We start from the raw sequence: 17,264 nt of genomic DNA, 5'->3' as shown, positions 1-17,264 counted from the left end.
CACTCAATCACCAAGGCGCACACTATGTTCTTTAGCAAACAATCCATCACCTATTTATTGACCTGTTTTTTTATCGGGCTAAGTACCGCGTTCATTTATCCACTATTAAGTCTTTATCTGATTGAAGAAGTTCACGCCACCCCGATCAGCATGGGGATTTTAATTACCTGCATGGTGTTAAGCGGCGTATTGGTCTCGCAATATATAGCAAAAAAATCAGATCAGGGCTTAAGTCGCAAATCTATTATTTTAACAGGACAAGTCGGGTTTATTATCACTACGATTTTTTTGGCAATGAGTCAGCATTATTACACGCTATTATTTGCGGTTGTTTTTTTCATGCCCTTCAGTGCAGCTTGTTTACCGCAAATTTTCAGCATGGGACGTCATTTTGCAGATAAACAGCTTGCCGATAAAGCGACTGTGTTTATGACAATGATGCGGGCAACCATGTCTATGTCTTGGGTAATTGGGCCGCCCGCTGCCTTTTTAATCAATGATGCTTTCGGGTTTGAACAAACCTTTCTGCTGGCCGGATTTTTTGCTGTGGTAGTATTTATTATTGTTTGTGTGGGTATATCTAATGTGCAGATTGAAAAGGTCCAGTCTGCTCCAAAAAATGTGAATTGGTCAAAAATATCCGGCGTTTTATTCTTTTTGATCTGTATCTTTTTTGTTTTTACTGCCAACAATATGTACATCACATCAATCAGCCTGTATATCACTCAAGCGGCAGATTTTGATTCTAAATGGGTGGGTTACCTGATGGGCACGGCGGCCTTTGTGGAAATTCCAATTATGTTAGGCGCAGGCTATCTTGCGCCAAGGTTCGGTGCAATGCGACTGATCAATATTGCAATTATTAGCGGCCTGCTATTTTTTGCGGGTTTGCTGGTTGCCGAGCAGCTCTGGCAGTTTATATTGCTGCAGCTGTTTAACGGTATTTTTATTGGTATCAATGCCAGTTTAGGCATGCTGGTTGTACAGGATATGATGAAAAAACAGATTGGGTTAGCCTCAACATTGTTTAATAACAGCCTCCTGCTGAGCGTTTTATTAAGCAGCCTTCTCGTGGGAGGAATCGCACAATATTTCAGTTATTATACGGTATTTATCGCCTCCGCCCTGTTTTGTCTCATTGCGCTGTTTTTTATGTGGTTAGCAGAAAGGCAATGCTTGTTGTTAAAGCCTGAACACCTTAAAGCTTTAAAGCCTGAACGTCTTAAAGCCTGAACGCCTTATGGCAGCTGGCGGCTGACGGCTGACGGCTGACAGCTAACGGCCCTATAACCTTCGTGCCTTAGCGCCTGAGTTTAATCAGTTCGGCAGTTCTTCGGACTGATGGCGTAAATAAGTTAGACCATCCCTGCCCGTTTATATACTCAATAACTTGCTCAAGACGGGGGTTTTCTTTGTTATTTTCTAAATCAATAGCATCTTTCACCACCTCTTTTAAAAGCGCCTTAGTCACCGTTAATATGATTGGATCATGCTCAATGGCTTCGGTAATACGATTAAGCGTTGCGCTGCTGATTTTTGCCTTCAACTCAACACTGCTTGTTGCTGCTGCTTCGGTCATAATCTAATCCTTATTGTTAGATTTTTTAACTGCGACTTTGCTCGGAACTACATTTTCATGCTTTCATGCCTTAACACCTTCGAGCATTCAAGCCTTATAGCCTTATAGCTTTATGGCAACTGACGGCTGACAGCTAACGGCACTATAACCTTAGCGCCTTCAAGCCTTAGTATCATAGTATTCCAAAATTGATTGAATCAAACGTTTTTCTTCAGCCTCGACTAATGCCAACGCTTTTTCGCTAGCATTCAGTTGCTGTTTTTTTATTTTTTCTTCCAGAGCCTGTGCTGCATTTTGCATTTTAGTCATACCCAGGTTAGCGGCAACCCCTTTAAGGCCGTGGGCATATAATTCCCCGTCCTCCCAATGACCTTTCGACAGAGCAAACCGAATTTTTTCCACTGAGCTATTTTTGCTAAATGTTAATAACAACTTTCTGTACAGAGTTTTATTACCACCGACATGCATTAGTGCATCACTCATATTGATACCGGGGATTTCCGGCAACGCCTGCAATGCGATGGTCTCATTTTTATTCAAATTTACCCGCGCTGAATCATCACTGTTATTCGTTTGTTTAACCTTGATCCATTTTGCCAGTGTCGCGTAGAGTAAGGGCGGGATGATTGGTTTGCTGATATAGTCACTCATGCCTGCAGACAGACATTTTTCCCGATCACCTGCCATGGCATTGGCCGTCATAGCAATAATAGGTAAGTTTACAAAAAGAGGATTGCAACGAATTTTCGCGGTCGCATCATAACCGTCCATCACCGGCATCTGACAGTCCATCAGCACCGCATCAAACCGTGCTTCGGGCAAGGGCTGGATTAACTTTTGCAACGCTTCCTGACCATTGTATGCCAACACTATATCGAATTCCGCCAAGCGTAATAATTCTGTTGCCACTTCCTGATTAATCTCATTATCTTCAACGAGCAGTATTTTTGCGCCTTTAATATGCGCTACCTGCTCAAGGCCTAAATCGAGCGGTTTAGTTACTGTTTGAATAGTTATATCTTCATTGAGGCCCAGTAATTCCATCACTGCGCTAAATAACAGCGAGGGGGTCACCGGTTTTAACAACAAACCATCGGTTATTTTAGCGGATTTTTTGCGCAAATCTTCACTCGTACTGGCGGTCACCATGATAACAAAGGGCATTGGGGACAAATCCAGGTTCTTTTTTATTAACTTGCTGGCGGTCAAACCATCCATGCTGGGCATTTTCCAGTCCATCAGAACTATATCGTAGGCTTGCAGGTTATCAGATGCACGACTCAGTTCATCTAAGGCTTGCTGCCCTGAAGCAACGCTTAAGGATTGAAAACCAAAGGAGTTCAACAGGCTGGTCAAAATAGTACACGCTTTTTCACTGTCATCGACGACTAAAAATCGCAAGTTTTTTAATTCTTCGAAGGGCAACTGGAAGCGCTTTTTCTGATTTTGACGTAAAAAAGGTAAGGTAAAAGAAAATACACTGCCGGTGCCCAACCTGCTTTCTAATGTCAGTTTTCCTCCCATCAACGCCACCAGCCGAGCGCAAATCACCAGTCCAAGCCCGGTACCCCCATATTTTCGCGTGGTAGAACTATCTGCCTGGGAAAAAGGTTGGAATAATTGTTGACTTTGTTGATGCGAGATACCTATACCCGTATCGCGTATCTCAAAATACAAATAGAGTGTGCCATTTTCCGATTTTGACCGTTTAACTGAAATAACGATTTCACCCTGTTCGGTGAACTTGAGCGCATTACCCACTAAGTTCATCAATATCTGGCTAATACGTAAGGGATCACCAATGAGCTCTAAGGGTATGTTCGGATCACAGTCCACCAACAGTTCAATATTTTTTTGCTCTGCTTTAATGGCCATTAAATCCGTTACATTTTGCAATAGACTATCCAGTTGAAACGTTACTTTTTCAACCTTCAGTTTACCCGCTTCAATTTTGGAGTAATCGAGAATGTCATTAATAATATTAAGCAGACTATCCGAAGACATTTGTATTTTGTGCAGATAATTACGTTGTTGGTCACTAAGCTCTGTTTGTAAGACAAGATAATTCATGCCCATAATCCCATTTAAGGGTGTGCGGATTTCATGGCTCATATTGGCCAAAAATTCACTTTTTGCTCGATTAGCTTGATCCGCTTCGTTACGAGCAGCGCGTAAAGCCAGTTCAGTCCGTTCATGGTCTTTAATTTCGTGTCTGAGCTTGCTGTTAGTGACTTTTAGGGTTTTGCTGATGTTAATTAATTGCTCGTTTAATTTCGCCAGAGCCGCACTGCTTTGTCGATGAGCAAGACGTTGAATCCATAACTCCCTGAACACTATCACTTTACTGCGTAATATCTGGGGATCTAATGGTTTATAGACATAATCTACCGCACCTGATTCATAACCCTGATGGACAAAGCGTTGTTCTTTGCTGACCGCGGTGACAAAAATAATGGGAATATGCTTGGTTTGATAATTTTCAAGGATCAGTGACGCCGTTTCAAAACCATTCATCTCCGGCATCTGCACATCCATTAAAATCAGGAAAAAATCATGGTGAAGCACTTGTCGTAATGCTTCCTGCCCTGAATCCGCTTCTTCAATAATAATGTCTAACGACTCAAGAATACGTCTGACGGCCAGTCTGTTTTGTGGTTTATCATCGACTATCAGTATGGTCGGTTTAGCCTTCGTCATTGGTTAGCTCCCTTAAAAAGACACCTATTTTGTCGGGCGGCAGAATGTGGTCTATTTGTGTGACCTTGATCGCCGCGCTTGGCATTTTCGGTGCTTCAGCAGTGTTTGGATCCTGCACCACAGTCAGTCCACCGTAGGCTTTGATTTTTTTTAGTCCCTGACTGCCATCAGCACTGGCACCCGTCAGCACGACACCCACGAGAGACTCACCATAAACATCAGCAGCAGATTCAAACAATACATCAATGGAAGGAATAGAGTAATTTACCGGTAAATCAACCGACAGACTGAGTGTTTTGTCTTCTTCGATCAGCAGGTGATAGGCCGCCGGTGCAATATAAACATAAGCGGGTAATATCAGCTCATGTGCACAGGCTTCCTTCACTTTGATAGCGCAATGTCGATTCAGGTATACTGCCAAAAAATCATCGCTATCACGCATCTGATGCTGTACCACTATCACGGGCAGGGAGAAGTTGTCGGGTAATTGAGCCAAAATCATTTTAAGCGCCTCCATTCCCCCCATCGAAGCACCAATAACAATTGCCTGATAACTTTTTTTCATCTTAAGCGCTTCTTTCGATAAATCCGTCTCTGTTTATCAACGGATTCAAAATCATTTGCAACCGATGAAAAATCCAGAGTTTCTTTATCACCTAATACCAGATAACCATGATGTACCATACTGTCCCGCAGTAACGATAAAACGCTATTTTGTAATGTCTGATTAAAATAGATCAAGACATTACGACAGAGAATTAAATGCATTTCCGCAAAGCTGCCGTCCTGCATTAAATTATGGTTGGCAAAGGTAATTTTTTCACGCAGATTTTTTTTCATTTTGGCTGATTCGTACCTGGCCTGATAATAATCAGAAAAAGATTGACGGCCGCCTGCTTTTAGATAGTTTTCGGTATATTGCTGCATTACGTTCGCCGGATAAATGCCTGTCTTGGCAACTGCTAATGCCTGGTTGTCATAATCAGTGGCATAAATATGAGTTTTATTGAGTAAGCCTTCCTCTGCCAGTATAATTGCGATCGAGTAGGCTTCTTCACCCGTGGCACAGCCTACATTCCAAATATTAATACGCGAATAAGTACGCAGTTTATCAACCACTTTTTCACGAATAAACTTAAAGACCTCGGGATTGCGGAACATTTCAGTGACCGTAATGGACATGTCGCAGAGAAACTCACTAAAAAAATGTTCATCATAGAGGATCCTGGGGATCATTTCTGAAACATGCTGCAAGTTGGAAAGCGTCAGGCGATTATGAATGCGTCTTTTCAGGGATGCCTGGGCATAATTACGAAAGTCATAACCATAACGCAGTAATATCGCGCCTAACAGACAGTCTATTTCAAACGCTTCCAATTGCTTGTCTTCCATTATAACGCCTTCCATTTTAATGCTTAGTACTTTTGTATAACCAAACCCTTAATATTGACATTAATTTATCCAGTTCAACGGGTTTGGTCAGAAACTCAGATGCACCGGCTTCTATGCACTTGGATTTATCCTCGGGCATGGCTTTAGCGGTGAGTGCAATAATAGGGATATTTGCATATCCGTTGGTCAGTTTGCGTATCTTTCTCATCGCCTCGTAACCGTCCATGACCGGCATCATAATATCCATAATCACCAGATCAAAAGGTTTATGGGTGCCATCGGGAGCAACACTGAGTTTATCCAATGCGACCTGACCGTTGTCCGCCATAGTGACTTCCATGCCGACATCTTCCAGCTGACGGGTCAGCGCAAAGACATTACGCATATCATCATCCACCAATAATAATCGCCGGCCTTTGAGCATCGCATCGGCATTGTGCAGCATACGAATAGTCTTTTTTTGCGCTTTTGGCAGACTCGTTTCTACGCTGTGTAAGAAAAGGGAGACATCATCTAATAATCGCTCAGGCGACTCCGCACCTTTGATAATAATATCAGCGGTAAACTTAGCCAGCACTTTCTGTTGTTCATCGGATATTTCCTGCCCGGTGTATACAATCACCGGAGGAAGCAACCCCGAGGGTAATGACGCAATTTTCTCCAATACCGTATAGCCACTAATATCGGGTAAGCCGAGATCTAAAATAACGCAGTCAAAGTGCTCTATTTCCAACTTTTCACAGGCCTGTCGGCCGGTTGATGCAAAAATGAGTTGGATATCATCGGCTTTAATTAATCGCGTAATCGAGTGTTGCTGATTTTTATCATCCTCAATCACCAAAATAGTTTTTATATTATCCTCACCGCTATTTTTTATATCAGCCATGATAGTTTCTATCTGATCGCCGCTCGCGGGTTTTTGTAAATAACTTAACGCCCCTTGTCTTAAAGAGGGTTGCTTTTGATCGCCACCGGAAATGACATGTACTGGAATATGTCGTGTCTTCAGATTATTTTTTAATTGCTCTAATACCGCCAGACCATCAATATCAGGCAAGCCAATATCCAGAATAATACCGCTGACCGGATATTCCATGCACAGATACAGACCATCCCGGCCGCGGTTAGTTGCCAGACATTTAAATCCGTTCTGGTGAGCCGTATTGATCAGAATTTTAGCAAAACGTTTATCATCTTCGATGATTAAAACAACTTTGTCATTGTTAGCAATATTTCGCCGGTCATCGGCTAGAAATAGATCATCGGATGGTAATGCTTTAATGACTGGCGCACTGTTCGTCTCAAGCGGGGGGGATATTATCGGTAGGGTTACTTGGTGATCATCAATAGCATTCTGCGATGCCCCCGACCACTGTAAGGGCAGATATAAGGTAAAAACACTGCCTTGGTCTTTTTCACTTTTTAACTGTATTTCTCCGCCTAATATCCGGGTCAGCTCTTTTGATATGGTTAATCCCAGGCCCGTACCGCCATATTTTCGACTGGTGGAGCCATCTTCTTGCTGAAATGCCTCAAATATTGCCTGACGTTTATCGGCCGAAATACCGATACCGGTATCAATGACCGACAGTGCTATACTGTTTTTTGCATTTAAGACCTTATTGATAAATTGGGTATTAGGGTCAGGCCGATGAAATTTTAAAGTGACCCTGCCCTTTTCCGTAAATTTAAAGGCGTTGGACAGGAAGTTCTTCAGGATCTGTTCCAGTCTTTGCCCATCGGATCTAAAGTAGGTGGGTATATCCGGCTGTTTATCGATAACAAACTCAGTCCCCTTTTTCTCTGCCACCTGAGCAAACAGTTTTTGTAGATTATTAACCACAGTATCGATATAAACATCATCGACATAAGCATCTAACATACCGGCCTCTACCTTGGATAAATCCATAATGTCATTAATCAGATTAAGCAGATCATTGCCGCCCTCAAAGATGACTTGAGCGTCTTCCAGCTGGTTATCGGTCAAGTTGCCCTCTTTATTTTCCGCCAACATTTTCGATAGGATGAGCAGACTGTTTAGCGGTGTGCGTAATTCATGGGACATATTCGCCAGAAACTCCGTTTTATATTTACTGGCTTGCGATAAATCACGGGCTTTTAGTTCAATTTCATTCTTTGACTGCTGCAGTTCTTGTTTCTGCTGCTCCAAGCGCTGCTGCTTTTCTTCAAGCTCTTCATTGGAAACCCGCAGCTCCTCACTTTGCTGTTGCAGCTCTTCTTCCGATGTCTTTAAACGTTCGGTTTGCGCCTGAAGACTTTCATTGGAAAACTGCAGCGCTTCCTGCTGGGTTTGTAATGTCTCTGCTTGTATTTTAGATTGTTGCAGTAACTGTTCAGCACGGATAAGACTAAGAATATTGTTAAAAACTACCCCGAGATTCTGTCGGAATTGTTCGATGAGTTCCTGATGTAAAAGAGAAAACTCTTTAACTGAGGCAATCTCAATCACCGCCAACAGCTGCTCTTCAAATAGCAGTGGAAAAACGATAATATTTTTCGGGTTGGCCTCTCCTACCCCTGAACTGATACGAATATAATCATCGGGCACTTGAGACAGAAAAATGGTTTTCTGCTCTAATGCACTTTGTCCGACCAGACCTTCACCGAAGAGAAACTGATTCGCGACATTTTTGCGTTTTTTATGTGCATAGGAGGCGAGTAGTTTCAGTACCGGCTTATGGTTATCATCGGCAAGCTCTTTGCTGTAAAACAGCCCTAGCTGAGCATCCAGTACAGGGACTAATTCGTTCATCACCACTTCGGCAAAAGCCCGCAGATCCTTAAGTCCTTGTAATTTACCGATGATGTTGGCATAACTGGTTTTTACCCAGTCCTGACCTTCTAGTTTGCTGCGTTCCTGTTTCAGCACTTCCGATTGTTCCTGCAGGTTGTTAGTTGTTTTCATCAGGGCAACGGCAAAGGCCACAATAATGAGCGTGCCAGCCAATACCAGCCACAACATGGCATCGGCGGTAGACTTGGAATCGTCCTGTTTTTCATCAAGCAATGTTTTTTCAACTTGCTTGAACTGGCCTAATTGCAGGAGTATATCGTCCATAACTTGTTCGCCCATTTTCTGTTCAAGCAAACGGATGACATCGAGCATAGTAGTCGGATTGCTGTTCATTTCGTTTCTTACCGCTATCTTTGGCTCTCCGGCCTTAGTGAGCCATTCGCTGGATAACATATTTATATCATTGACCGCCCTTTGCATCGGCTCAATAGCAAAGGTATTTTGTACCAAAAACTTCAGGTCGGCGATATCTTGTTCAACAGCGAGTTGCCCCGCCTCAAAAGGGTCAAGGAATTCATTTTGACCGGTGATTAGAAAACCCCGCAGCCCGGTTTCCTGATCGACCATGTCTTTGCCAATGGCAAGGATTAAATTTTGTGCGACTTGATCTTCAGATTTTATAAAGTGAGCATTTATCTGTTTTAACTGCTCCCTGATGTTATCGAGGCGGTTTTTACCGGCTTTACTGGCGACGACTCGTTGCAGATCCGCATAATCCGCCTTACCTTGAGTGACATTGATGCGCAATGCTAACTCTGGTTTTGCAGTTTTTTGCTGCCACTGTAAAATAAGTTCTTCTAACTCGCGAATAGATTGAACCATCTCTTCCCGATTATAACTAACATCGATCCACCCATTGAGCTGATCTAGGTGTTCCACTAAGCTCACTTTCCCCTTATGGAAAGGGTCAAGAAAAGGCTCTTCGCCGGTAATTAAAAAACCGCGCACCCCCGTCTCCATCTCGAGCATATCTTTGGCAATGCTTAAGGTCAGGTTAACGGCTTGCAGGTTATGAGATTTTTTAAACGCATCTGCCATCAGTTGCAAGTGTTCACGCAGTTTGTCCAGTATTTGTTTGCCCGTGTTTTCCTTCAATATCGCCTGTAAATAGTCGGTATTGAGCGAACTGGCCAGCACTTTTCTACGTTCATCAATCCCTCTTTGGCCCGCTTTTTCCAACCATAAATCAATAATTTTTTTTATATTCTCCATGTGCTGTACTTGTTCCGGGTTATCACTAACCAGCGCTTTAATAGCGTTGGTTTTATCGTTCAGTTGATTTTTCGCCGAATTATAGGACCTCAGAAAGGATTCATTACCTGTGATTAAAAAACCTCGTTGACCGGTTTCAAGCTCAATGGCCAGTTTTTCTATTTCGCTGGCCGCTTCGATGACAGTATGGGCATGATTTATCTTGCCGAAACTATCGAGCAGGGAGGAAATACCAAAATAATTAATCGAACCAAATAGAAAAACTATCAGAATAGTCATGATTTTTTTCGTTAACATACTCTGCTTAAGCGTCAATGCGGGAAAATATTTTTTCATAATGATCCTTTATTAATCTCGATTTTTTGTTCTAAATTGGTTTTTAAAAACGCGGTTAAACAAGGGAGTTTAGGCACAAAATTTGATTAATACTCCTACATTTATATAGACTATAAACACCTTTATTGACAGCGACCGGTAGACAATATGGGGATATATGATATTCATTCAATTTGAATCGATATCACCTGAATGTTTTTAAGGCTTGCCATTATCTGGTGAATTTAAAATAGAGAACTATATTTGTATAAGATGCGCTTAAAATAAAAATGCACAAATTAAGTGGCACTAGAGGGTTATGTTTTATTTCTTAGCAGCCAGATTCTCGATAGTAAGGGACTAATCAGTTAATGAAAACGCATAGGATCTTACAAATCTCAATATTACTCATTTTATCCCTGCTTTAAGGAAAATGATGATTGCAGATAAGGAAGTAATTGTGAATATTGAAGAATGTGGAAAAATCATGATCGTGGATGATGAAGCGATTAACCGAGAAATGTTAAATGGCATACTAACCGCCCAAGGATATGACGTCTTTGGCGCTATTAACGGTGAGCATGCACTGTCAATGATCCCTGATTATGAACCCGATATTATTTTACTCGATATACTGATGCCTGTTATGGACGGCTTTGAAATCACCCAAAAGTTAAAGTCGGATCCCAAATATAATCATATTCCTATCGTATTACTTACCTCTTTAAGCGATCAGGCCTCACGTATTAAGGGGTTAGAAGCCGGCGCTGAAGATTTTTTAAGTAAACCCTTTAACCGGCTCGAATTACTTGCCAAGGTGCGTAATTTTATTCGGCTAAAACATCTTAGTGATTTTCTTAAAAACAATAACCAAATACTCGAGGAATACGATCTGCTCACGGGATTACCTAACCGCAAACTATTTCTGCAACAGTTAAAAAAATGTCTTACTCACTCGATTAGAAATAATAAAGGGCTGGGGCTTATCATCGTAGATATCGCTAACTATAAAAATATTAGCGATACACTGGGTTCGACGCTGGCAGATTTAGCCATCAAAGGTGTTGCTGAACGTATGCAGCGAATGGCAAATAACGATATTTTAATCAGTCGCTTAAATAGTCGTTATTTTGCCATTATATTGCAAAATGCTAATACTGATACGCTGCTCCATAGTACCAGTAAAAAAATTCACGAGACCCTGTTACAACCTTTCCTGCTGGCTGAAAAAGAAATATTTGTGACTGTACTGCAAGGAGGAGCGCGATACCCCTACAGCGCAACTAACTGGGAAACATTGTTAAAGAATGCAGAAATAGCTGTTCATCAATCAAAACAAACGGATCCTAAATCATTATATCTATATCAACCTGAAATGGGCGCCCAATTGCAGCATCGTATGAACTTGGAAAATGACCTGAGCAGTGCACTGACTAAACAGGAGTTTTTTTTACATTATCAGCCTCAGATTGACTTACACACTGGTAAAGTTTTTGGTCTGGAGGCATTGCTTCGCTGGCAACACCCGGAATGGGGATTGATATCTCCCGATGAATTTATTCCTTTAGCTGAGAAAAATGGGCAGATTTTTGCTATTACCGATTGGGTGTTGAGAACAGCATGTACACAAAATAAAGCCTGGCAGGAAGCAGGAATACCGCCAATAACTATGGCGGTTAATGTCTCACCTCATCAATTTAATGACTATGAATTAAGTGTTCAGGTTAAACAGGCTCTGGAAGTCTCTGGCTTAGCGCCAGAATACCTGGAACTGGAACTGACTGAGGGTATTATGTTGGATAATCCTGATATTGCACTTTCAGCCATTCATAAATTAACAGATCTGGGGATTAAAATTAGCCTTGATGATTTTGGCACCGGGTTTTCAAGTTTAAGTTATTTAAAAAGTATTCAAGCTAACCGGATTAAAATAGATAAATCTTTTATTACCGACCTGACTATCAATCCGGACGATGCTGTTATCGTTTTAAGTATTATTGCGATGGCGCATCAAATGGGCCGCCAGGTGATAGCGGAAGGGGTTGAAAATGAAGTTCAAATGAAGTATTTGTTTCAGCATCATTGTGATGAAATTCAGGGATATTATTTTAGTCGTCCGTTGCCTGCACACGAAGTCGAAGCATTATTAACTGATAAAAGTGCTTGGTTATCGAGTCGACTACCGACAATAACCAGCAATTGAGCGTCGAGCCTTTGAGCTGCGGGCTTTGAGCATCGAGCTAACAGCTGACGGCCTTCTTTCCCTGCCTTCCAACTTTCCAGCCTTAGCGCTTTAATACCTGCGCTGCATTGATTATATCACCATGAAATACCGCAAATATTAGCGATAATTCTAACCTATGCCTACACTGGAAATACGTTTAGTTGACAATAAAATGTTTATAACAATATCCTCCAGAATCAAAAGAGCAACTAACATTGACGGAATATATTATCTGGCAAATTAAATTGGAAAATCAGTGTGAAGAAAAAAATCAATATGGCAAGCGCCACACCTAATAAGCAAGCAAAGCCAAAAACAAAAAAAGAAAAGTTTGCTGTGGTCGGTATTGGTGCTTCCGCGGGCGGACTCGCTGCATTTGAAGACTTCTTTTCAGGCATACCAAAAAAATCAGAGACAGATTTGGCTTTTGTTTTAGTACAGCATCTCGCCCCGAATCACAAAAGCATGCTCACTGAAATAATTCAACGTTATACCAGCATGCAGGTTTTCGAGGTCAAAGATGGTATGAAAGTGCAGCCTAATTGCACATACATCATACCGCCCAAGTATGATATGGCTTTTGTACAGGGTAAGTTATGTTTATATGAGCAAACAATGCCTCGCGGTCAACGTTTTACGATAGATTTTTTTTTCCGCTCCCTTGCCAAGGATCAACTCGAACACGCCATTGGCATTGTGCTTTCCGGTACCGGCAGTGACGGCACATTAGGCATAAAAGCGATCAAAGACTTAGGTGGCATGGTCATGGCACAGCAGCCGGACACCGCCGAATATGATGGTATGCCGCGCAGCGCTATCGCTACAAGTCTGGTCGATTATCAACTGCTCCCCAGCCAGATGCCAGCCGAGCTTATCGCCTATGTCGACCGTAATTTTAACAAGCCCACGTTAGCAAATAGCGAACCACGAGAGCTTGACAATGCCCTCGATCAAATATTTATGTTGTTGTTAGATAAATCAGGTCATGACTTTTCTGAGTATAAACAGAGCTCTATAGTGCGTCGTATCGAGCGGCGCATGGCCGTACATCATCTCTCCTCGCTAAGCGATTATGTATCTTGTTTACAGACAATCCCCTCTGAAGCGAATGCGTTATTTAACGATCTCTTGATTGGGGTGACCCGTTTTTTTCGCGATTCAGCCGCTTTTAAAACTCTGGAAACACAAATAATACCTGACTTATTAGCGGAGGCATCCGCCACTAATTCGCTTCGCGTCTGGGTACCTGGCTGCTCCTCTGGCGAGGAAGCCTACTCAATTGCCATGCTCTTTAAAGAAAAAATGAATTTATTTAAACAGCACGTTAATGTACAGATATTTGCGACAGATATCAGCTCCAAGGCGATTGCCGCAGCGCGTTATGGTTATTATCCGGTTAGTATCAGCGAAGATCTCTCTCCAACACGGATCAAACGTTTCTTTAACTTGGACAAAGAAAATCAACAGTTTAGTATCCATAAAGAGATCCGAGATATGGTGGTATTTTCTGAGCACGACGTCATATTAGATCCCCCCTTTTCCAAACTCGATTTGATCAGTTGTCGCAACCTACTTATTTATATGGACACTAACCTACAAAAAAAAATCCTGTCTTTGTTTCATTATGCGCTCAAAAGTGGCGCCGTATTATTTATGGGTAGCTCAGAGAACGTCACCAGCTATACAAATTTATTTTCAATCTTAGACAATAAAGCTAAACTTTATCGGAAAAAAGATAATTTTATTTATAAAAAGCCGATCGCTTTTGGCTGCTCTAAATTACTGGCGCTAACATCTAAAGAATATAAAGCAATGCTAGCACCTTCACCTTCACCTGCCTCTACATCTGTATATAAGATGCGTTCATTGCGTGAGATCACAGAACAGGCGATTTTGCTGCACCTTCCCCTAAGTGGCGCACTGATCAGTGATATGGGCGATATTCTCTATCTGTATGGGCGCACCGGTCAATATCTAGAACCGGTGCCGGGGGATGCTAGCGCTTATAATATTTTAAAAATGGCGCGCAGCGGATTACAGTTCGACTTAACCATGGCACTGCACAAAGTGCGAAGAAAACCAGAGACAGTGCATCACTCGGCGCTGCGGGTTAAAAATAATGACCATTACTTAAGCGTGGATCTGACCCTGTTCGCTGTTACTGCCGCGCCGGATATCCCATCAACAACCCCGGTTTTTTTAGTCCTGTTTGAACCCGCTAAGCCAATGCAAGAAGCGCCGCTCAACAAACCGGCAAACACCACTACTACCGATCTCAGCGCGGAGAACACGGATCAAACTAACGAAATCCGTACTCTAAAAGAACAGCTGAGCGTCAAAGATGAATATCTGCAGAGCATCAATGAGTCCCTTGAAGCCTCTAACCAGGAGCTAAAATCGTCCAATGAAGAAATGCAGTCAATAAATGAAGAGTTGCAATCGACCAACGAAGAGCTGGAAACCTCCAAAGAAGAATTACAATCAACCAACGAGGAGATGGTTACCGTTAATAGTGAGCTGCAAAATAAATTACTCGATTTAAACCAGCTCAATAATGATATGAATAATCTGATTTCAGGCACCGGCATCGCCACCATTTTTCTCGATCTTAACTTGAAAATTATGCGCTTCACACCCAGCGCCACTAATCTCATCAACTTTATTTCCAGCGATGTAGGTCGGCCTATCACCGACATACAGTCCAACTTAATCAATTACACTGAGCTAACCACTGATCTGCAAGAAGTGCTTGATACCTTGACGCCTAAATCCAGGGAAGTCCAGAGCAAACTCGGTAACTGGTATACCATGCAGCTGTTAGCCTATCGTACCGTAGACAACGCCATTGAAGGCTGTGTCATCACTTTTAGCGACATCACAGAGATCCGCCACGAGCGAGCATTAATAAGTGAAAAGGCAAATTTACTGCATTTAGGCTCCCTGATGCAGGATGCGCGTGATGCTTTTATCATTCAAGATCTCGATGGTCACATTTTAGCCTGGAACAACGGTGCAGTTCGATCATACGGCTGGACAGAACAACAAGCACTCTCCATGAACATTATCCAACACATCCCTTCAGAGCAGCAAGCGCAAGCGTTACTGATGATAGGAAAACTTAATCAGGCCAGTCAATCCTATCAAAGCCAACGTTTACATAAAAACGGGTCGCTTCTTGATGTCTTTATCACGGTCACTGCACTGTTTAATGAGTCCGACAGTATCTATGCCATAGTTAATATGGAACGTCTATTAGAAGGTCAAAAATCATGAGCAAGAAAAAAAATATTACTAGCACAAAGCTTGCTTTAAGCAAGGAAAACAAACTGCTGCGAGAGAAGGCTGAACTCATCGCGAGCAGAAAAATGCTTGCAAAACCTGTCGATGTCAGCCAGTTGAGTAGTGAAAAGATTGAGGGAATGATCCATGAGTTAAGCGTGTTTCAGATTGAACTGGAGATACAAAATGAAAATTTGCTTACGGCCTATGACCAGCTGGAAGTTTCACGTAAACGTTATATTCAGCTTTACAATTTAGCGCCCGTGGGATATTTCTCCCTGAGCAACAATGGCATTATACTCGAGGCTAACAACACCGGCAGCAAGTTATTAGCTTGCACTGTCGCCATGCTGCAACAATTACCCTTTACTAAATTCATCGCTCGTGAAGACACAGACAAGTTTTACATTTTTTGTAAAGAGATCATTAACACTATGCAACCACAGGTTTGTGAACTAAAAATTAATCGCCACAACAACACCTCTTTTTGGGGCTATCTGGTGGCGGCCTCGACCGTTGACGAACACGGTGAGCAGATCCTTTTCTTAGTCTTAAATGATGCGACTGAACTGCACAATCATGTTGATGCAATTAGCCGGCTGGCCTTTTTTGATCCGCTCACTGGTCTGCCCAATCGGCGTTTATTGTTAGACAGACTTAACCACGCCGTTATATCAGCCGATCGTAATGGCAAATTAGGGGCTGTAATGATGCTTGATCTGGACAATTTCAAGCAACTCAATGATACAAGGGGCCACGCTGATGGCGATATGTTATTGCAACAAATAGCCATCCGTCTACAGAACTGTGTGCGTAAAAATGACAGTTTGGCCCGTTTAGGGGGAGATGAATTTGTGATCTTGCTGGAGGGGCTAAGCGAAAATGTAGCAGAGGCCAAGACTGAAGCTATGCATATAGCAAATAAAATACAGCACCAATTTTCACTTTCATTTAAATTAGGTGATTACACTCATCATATTACGGCGAGCATCGGCATAACCATATTTATGCAGGACACCGAAAATGTAGACAACTTACTCAAAAATTCCGATGCAGCCATGTATCAGGCGAAGGCGGCGGGACGTAATAAAATACGTTTTTTTGACACGCCTATGCAAACAATCACAGAGGCACATTCTCAAATAGAAAAAGATCGCCTTTTTGCTCAGGAAGCTAAAAAAATTCGTGCGGCATTACCTGATTCAACAGGGTAAAATAAGACCAAACGCATTAATAAAGTGATCCGATTTACTATTTAAAATTGATCATAAATTTAATGGCGGTCTTATTTGAATGCCAACTAGCACGAACCATGACAACAAACGCATAGCGCGTAGGGTGCCTGCTCAGATACTAAGCTGTCGCTTATTCGCTGCGCCAATTTCCGCTACCTGCGGTGCATAGAATGCACCCTACCGATAACACCATACCAAATGCATCAATAAAGTAATAAGATTTACTATTCAAAATCATCCCGGCGGTTTTGTGAGCGTAAATTTAGGATGAAAAAAAACCGCAACAAGTGCGGCTTCTTAAAAGTGGTCGGTGATAGACGGAGCGAACAAGCGCCAGCTTGGTATCTGAGCAATCTTTAATTTCTACTTCCGCCCTTTAAATAAAGCGAGCAAATTCATTATGTTGATCTGTATTCATAAACCACAGACGAAAAAAAACCGCAATAAAATGCGGTCTCTTAAAAGTGGTCGGTGATAGACGGAGCCCATTGAGCGACAGCTCAGAGTATGGGCAAA

The 17,264-nt window shown here is 42.2% G+C and carries 9 protein-coding genes; 4 read left to right on the top strand and 5 right to left on the bottom strand.

The window, feature by feature from the left end:
- Window positions 1-1,233: sugar efflux transporter (locus CXF72_RS10570; protein ID WP_232784949.1), on the top strand; the 1,233-nt coding region annotated here is incomplete at its 5' end.
- A gap of 67 nt (window positions 1,234-1,300) precedes the next feature.
- Here CXF72_RS10570 and CXF72_RS10565 read toward each other — a convergent pair.
- From CXF72_RS10565 to CXF72_RS10545, 5 genes are all read right to left on the bottom strand, one after another.
- Window positions 1,301-1,579, bottom strand: a complete 279-nt coding sequence (locus tag CXF72_RS10565; RefSeq protein WP_101038953.1) for a hypothetical protein — start codon at window positions 1,577-1,579, stop codon at window positions 1,301-1,303.
- 159 nt (window positions 1,580-1,738) lie between these two features.
- Window positions 1,739-4,276, bottom strand: a complete 2,538-nt coding sequence (locus tag CXF72_RS10560) for a response regulator (RefSeq protein ID WP_101038951.1) — start codon at window positions 4,274-4,276, stop codon at window positions 1,739-1,741.
- The gene (locus tag CXF72_RS10555) at window positions 4,263-4,841 is read right to left on the bottom strand and encodes a chemotaxis protein CheB (RefSeq protein ID WP_101038949.1); all 579 of its coding nucleotides are present in this window, start codon (window positions 4,839-4,841) and stop codon (window positions 4,263-4,265) included. Before CXF72_RS10555 ends, CXF72_RS10560 begins: the two co-directional genes overlap by 14 nt.
- Window positions 4,838-5,668 carry a CheR family methyltransferase gene (locus tag CXF72_RS10550; protein ID WP_101038947.1) on the bottom strand — a complete coding sequence of 277 codons (831 nt, stop codon included), beginning with the start codon at window positions 5,666-5,668 and terminating at the stop codon, window positions 4,838-4,840. Before CXF72_RS10550 ends, CXF72_RS10555 begins: the two co-directional genes overlap by 4 nt.
- A gap of 16 nt (window positions 5,669-5,684) precedes the next feature.
- A complete protein-coding gene (locus CXF72_RS10545; protein WP_101038945.1) occupies window positions 5,685-10,031 on the bottom strand; it encodes a CHASE3 domain-containing protein in 4,347 nt (1,448 codons plus the stop codon).
- Window positions 10,032-10,470: 439 nt separating this feature from the next.
- Between CXF72_RS10545 and CXF72_RS10540 the strand changes: the two genes are divergently transcribed.
- From CXF72_RS10540 to CXF72_RS10530, 3 genes are all read left to right on the top strand, one after another.
- Window positions 10,471-12,213 (top strand): EAL domain-containing response regulator, encoded by a 1,743-nt coding sequence (locus CXF72_RS10540; protein WP_198552568.1) that lies wholly within the window; start codon window positions 10,471-10,473, stop codon window positions 12,211-12,213.
- Window positions 12,214-12,492: 279 nt separating this feature from the next.
- Window positions 12,493-15,507 carry a CheR family methyltransferase gene (locus CXF72_RS10535; protein ID WP_101038941.1) on the top strand — a complete coding sequence of 1,005 codons (3,015 nt, stop codon included), beginning with the start codon at window positions 12,493-12,495 and terminating at the stop codon, window positions 15,505-15,507.
- Window positions 15,504-16,727, top strand: a complete 1,224-nt coding sequence (locus CXF72_RS10530) for a GGDEF domain-containing protein (protein ID WP_101038940.1) — start codon at window positions 15,504-15,506, stop codon at window positions 16,725-16,727. The genes CXF72_RS10535 and CXF72_RS10530 overlap by 4 nt, the downstream gene beginning before the upstream one ends.
- The last annotated feature ends 537 nt before the right edge of the window (window positions 16,728-17,264 follow it).

This window comes from Psychromonas sp. MB-3u-54, from assembly GCF_002836415.1.
Classification (GTDB): Bacteria; Pseudomonadota; Gammaproteobacteria; order Enterobacterales; family Psychromonadaceae; genus Psychromonas.
This window is presented reverse-complemented; position numbering and strand designations above follow the sequence as displayed.